General features: G+C 69.9%; 4 protein-coding genes. 2 read left to right on the top strand and 2 right to left on the bottom strand.

Annotated elements, in window-relative coordinates:
- On the bottom strand, positions 1-770 hold a 770-nt coding region (locus ACYVE7_RS31370), incomplete at its 3' end, for a hypothetical protein (RefSeq protein ID WP_460369852.1).
- A 127-nt stretch (positions 771-897) separates the two neighbouring features.
- Here ACYVE7_RS31370 and ACYVE7_RS31365 point away from each other — a divergent pair.
- Together ACYVE7_RS31365 and ACYVE7_RS31360 are read left to right on the top strand one after the other, a co-directional pair.
- Positions 898-2,313 carry a M1 family metallopeptidase gene (locus ACYVE7_RS31365; RefSeq protein ID WP_460369850.1) on the top strand — a complete coding sequence of 472 codons (1,416 nt, stop codon included), beginning with the start codon at positions 898-900 and terminating at the stop codon, positions 2,311-2,313.
- Positions 2,314-2,386: 73 nt separating this feature from the next.
- A complete protein-coding gene (locus ACYVE7_RS31360; RefSeq protein ID WP_460369849.1) occupies positions 2,387-3,034 on the top strand; it encodes a hypothetical protein in 648 nt (215 codons plus the stop codon).
- 13 nt (positions 3,035-3,047) lie between these two features.
- Here ACYVE7_RS31360 and ACYVE7_RS31355 read toward each other — a convergent pair.
- Positions 3,048-3,384, bottom strand: a 337-nt coding sequence (locus ACYVE7_RS31355) for an ROK family protein (RefSeq protein WP_460369848.1), incomplete at its 5' end; no start/stop codon positions are given.

The following is a 3,384-nucleotide window of genomic DNA, read 5'->3' as shown; positions in this document are numbered from 1 at the left end:
GCCTGCGCGAACCCGGCCGGTGCGGGCCGGTCGTGCAGCAGCGCCATGGCCTCCAGCAGCGGGGTGGCGGCGTTGAGCATCGTGGTGAGCCGCCGGATCTCCTCGTCGCGGCCCTGCTCGCCGAGGCGGTGCCGCATCAGCACGTCCTGCGCCGCGTTGACGGCCGGCGCCAGCGCGTGCCGCGCCGTGTCCTCGCTCTGCCCGCCCGCGCTCTCGATGACGTCGGCGATCGCGAAGTACACCCCGGCGACGGCCTCCCGTTCGGGGTCGGCCCCCCGGAACGGCCACCCCAGCAGCACCAGCGCGAGGAAGAAGAACGACCCGCCGAGATGGTAGGCGGGCGCGTGCCACCACGGTCCCGGCAGCGCGATCCCCGATCCGATGACGGCCATCAGCAGCAGCATCAGCCCCGACCCCGACGAAACCGCGCCCACCGAGCTGATCAGCCCGGACACCAGCGCGACCCCGACGAGCACCGCGACCGTCGCCCAGCCGTGCCCGTAGGCGGCCTCCCCGACGATCAGCCCGACCGCGCCGACCAGCAGGGGGATCGCGATGCCGACCAGGCGCAGCCGGTAGGGCCGCGGCGTGTTCTGCAGCGCCCCCGACAGCGCGCCGGTCGCGCCGATCATCCCGGCGGCCGGGTTGTCGGCGGCCAGCCCCACGGCGGTCGCGGCGCTGATCGCGATCGCGGCGCGCGCGACGGCGGGCCAGGGAATGGGCGCGGGTTTGGGCGTCACCGCACGGACCAGCCACCCCTGCTCGTTCACGGCATCCATGATCTGACCAGGACAACTCTGTTGCGAATCGGACTCACCTTCACCTGAGATCTTGTAGAGATTCTTCCGGTTCGACAGTCTCCGAGAAGAAGATCGAGAGTCTCGGAGGGGTTTTTCCATGAAACGCATCGCATCGGTGGCAGCGGCGTCCCTTGTCGCCGCACTGGCCTTCAGCCCCGCAGCCCAGGCCAAGATCGTCTACTCGCCCGGTGCGGACAACGCTGGAGACTCCTACTACGGCCCCGAGGGCATGGGCAACGGCGGCTACGACGTCTCCGGCTACGACATCACGCTGAAGTACGACCCGGCCACCCGCGCCATCCAGGCCACGACCAAGGTCAACGCCGTCGCGACCCAGAACCTTTCCTCGTTCAACTTCGATTTCCACGGCCCGCTGACGGTCGACGCGATCGTGGTCGGCAGCAACCCGGCCACGTTCACCCGGACGGGCGACCAGGAGCTGGTCGTCACGCCGAAGTACGGGATCTCGGCCGGCGCGACGTTCTCGGCCACGGTCACCTACCACGGCGTCCCGCAGCGCATCGACGACGACGCCCTCGGCATCTCCGGCTGGATCGCCACTCCGGACGGCGCCGTCGCGCTGAACCAGCCGATCGGCGCGGCCACGTTCTTCCCGGTGAACGACACCCCGCTCGACAAGGCGACCTACAGCTACACCATCACCACCCCGTCGAACCTGACGGCCATCGCCAACGGCGAGCAGGGCGAGAAGGTCACCGCGGACGGGCTGACCACGGTCAAGTGGAAGATGAAGCAGCCGATGTCGTCGGAGCTGGCGATGGTCGCGATCGGCAAGTACGACGTGACGACCGGCAGGACCGACGCGGGCATCCGTTCGATCACCGCGATCGACTCGACCCTGGTGAACTCGCCGACCCTGTCGAAGACCTTCTTCGACCAGAGCAACGACGTCACCGACTGGGTCGCCAAGACGTGGGGCGCGCCGTGGCCGTTCGCCTCGACGGGCGGCATCGTCGACCCGCGTTCGGTCGGCTACGCGCTGGAGACCCAGGGCCGTCCGTACTACGAGGTCCGCGGTCCGGGCAGGCTGCCCAGCGGGACCCTGCTGGCCCACGAGCTCGGCCACCAGTACTTCGGTGACAGTGTGACGCCGAAGCAGTGGAAGGACATCTGGCTCAACGAGGGCTACGCCAGCTACACCGAGTGGCTGTACACGGAGGCGCAGGGCGGCCAGTCCGCCGACGACTCGTTCGACGACACCTACGGCCAGCCGGCGTCGGCGCATGTCTGGGCGCTGCCGATGGCCGACCCGGGCCGCGACAACATCTTCGACGAGGTCGTCTACGACAAGGGCGCGATGACCCTGCACGCGCTGCGCAAGCAGATCGGCGACCAGGCGTTCTTCGACCTGAGCCGCACCTGGGTCACCAAGTACAAGTACTCCAACGCCTCCACCGAGGACTATGTGGCCCTCGCCCAGCAGATCTCGGGCCAGGACCTGACCGCGTTCTTCGCCAAGTGGGCCTACAACCCCGGCAAGCCCTCCCTGTAAGGGAAAACTGCCGCCGATTTTGCGCCTTGAGTAACGGAACGTAACCTCGTTACCGTCCCGTTACTCAAGGTTGGTGGTCAGAATGCTCCGTCATGGTCCTGCGCTGGGCGTCGCCAGCCTCGGTGTCGCGGTGGTCGGGGTCTGGGCGCTGTACCAGAACTCCGATCCGGGGCTTTACCCGCAGATCTCGGCCAACGCCCCGTTCGTCGGGACGGCCGCCTACGGGTACGCGAACGGGACGGCCGGGCTGGCCGCGCCCGCGGCGACCAGGATCGGCGGGCACTCGGCGTCCGAGGTCTCCCAGGCGTACACGGCGGCCCGCGGGCTGGTCGAGCGGGCGGCGCTGACGTCCGCGACCTTCGCCGACAAGCCCACCGCGGCCCCGCTGGCGATCAGGATCTCCCCCGACAGCGCCGAACTGGCCAACAAGACGATCAAGGTGACGGGCGGGATGACCGCCCGTCCCGCCGCGAACGGGCTGAACGTCGACCTGGACTACACGATCGTGTACGCGGTCCAGAAGCCCAAGGCGCCCGGCCGGATCACGCGGCTGACCGCGCACCTCACGGCGACCACGCTCCACTCCCCCGGCAAGGCGCCCGTGGTGGTGAGGCAGGCCGTCACCGGCACCCCGGCGACCTGCGCGGACGGCGTGCTGCTCGCCGACTTCGAGACCGTGGACCTCACCCCGGTCGCGTGCACGACCGGCGGCGAGGCCTGAGCCCGTCCCGCGCCTACTCGTTCCAGTAGCGGTCTTCGCCGTAGATGAAGGCGGCCGCGCCGACGAGGGGGGCGGTCTGGCCGAGCTCCGCCGGAACGATCCGGACGTTCTTCGCGAACTGCATCCGTGCGTGGTTCCGGAAGGTCTCGTCGAGGGGCGTGAACAGCATCGGCCCGGCCTGGGCGAGCCCGCCGCCGATCGCCACCACGTCCAGATCGCAGAGATGGGTGGCCGAGGCGATCGCGATGCCCAGTGCCCGTCCGGCGCGGCGCATCGCGGCGACGGCGATGGGGTGGCCGCGCGCGGCGTCGGCCGCCAGATCCTTCGCGGTGGCGGCCGACTGCTCGGAC

Source organism: Actinocorallia lasiicapitis (genome assembly GCF_054778695.1).
Note: the sequence above shows the minus strand (reverse complement) of the source record. Positions and strands in the feature narration are given on the sequence as shown.

Bases quoted from the DNA above. Each gene is read 5' to 3' on its own strand.
- ACYVE7_RS31365 (WP_460369850.1), top strand. From the start codon at position 898: ATGAAACGCATCGCATCGGTGGCAGCGGCGTCCCTTGTCGCCGCACTG.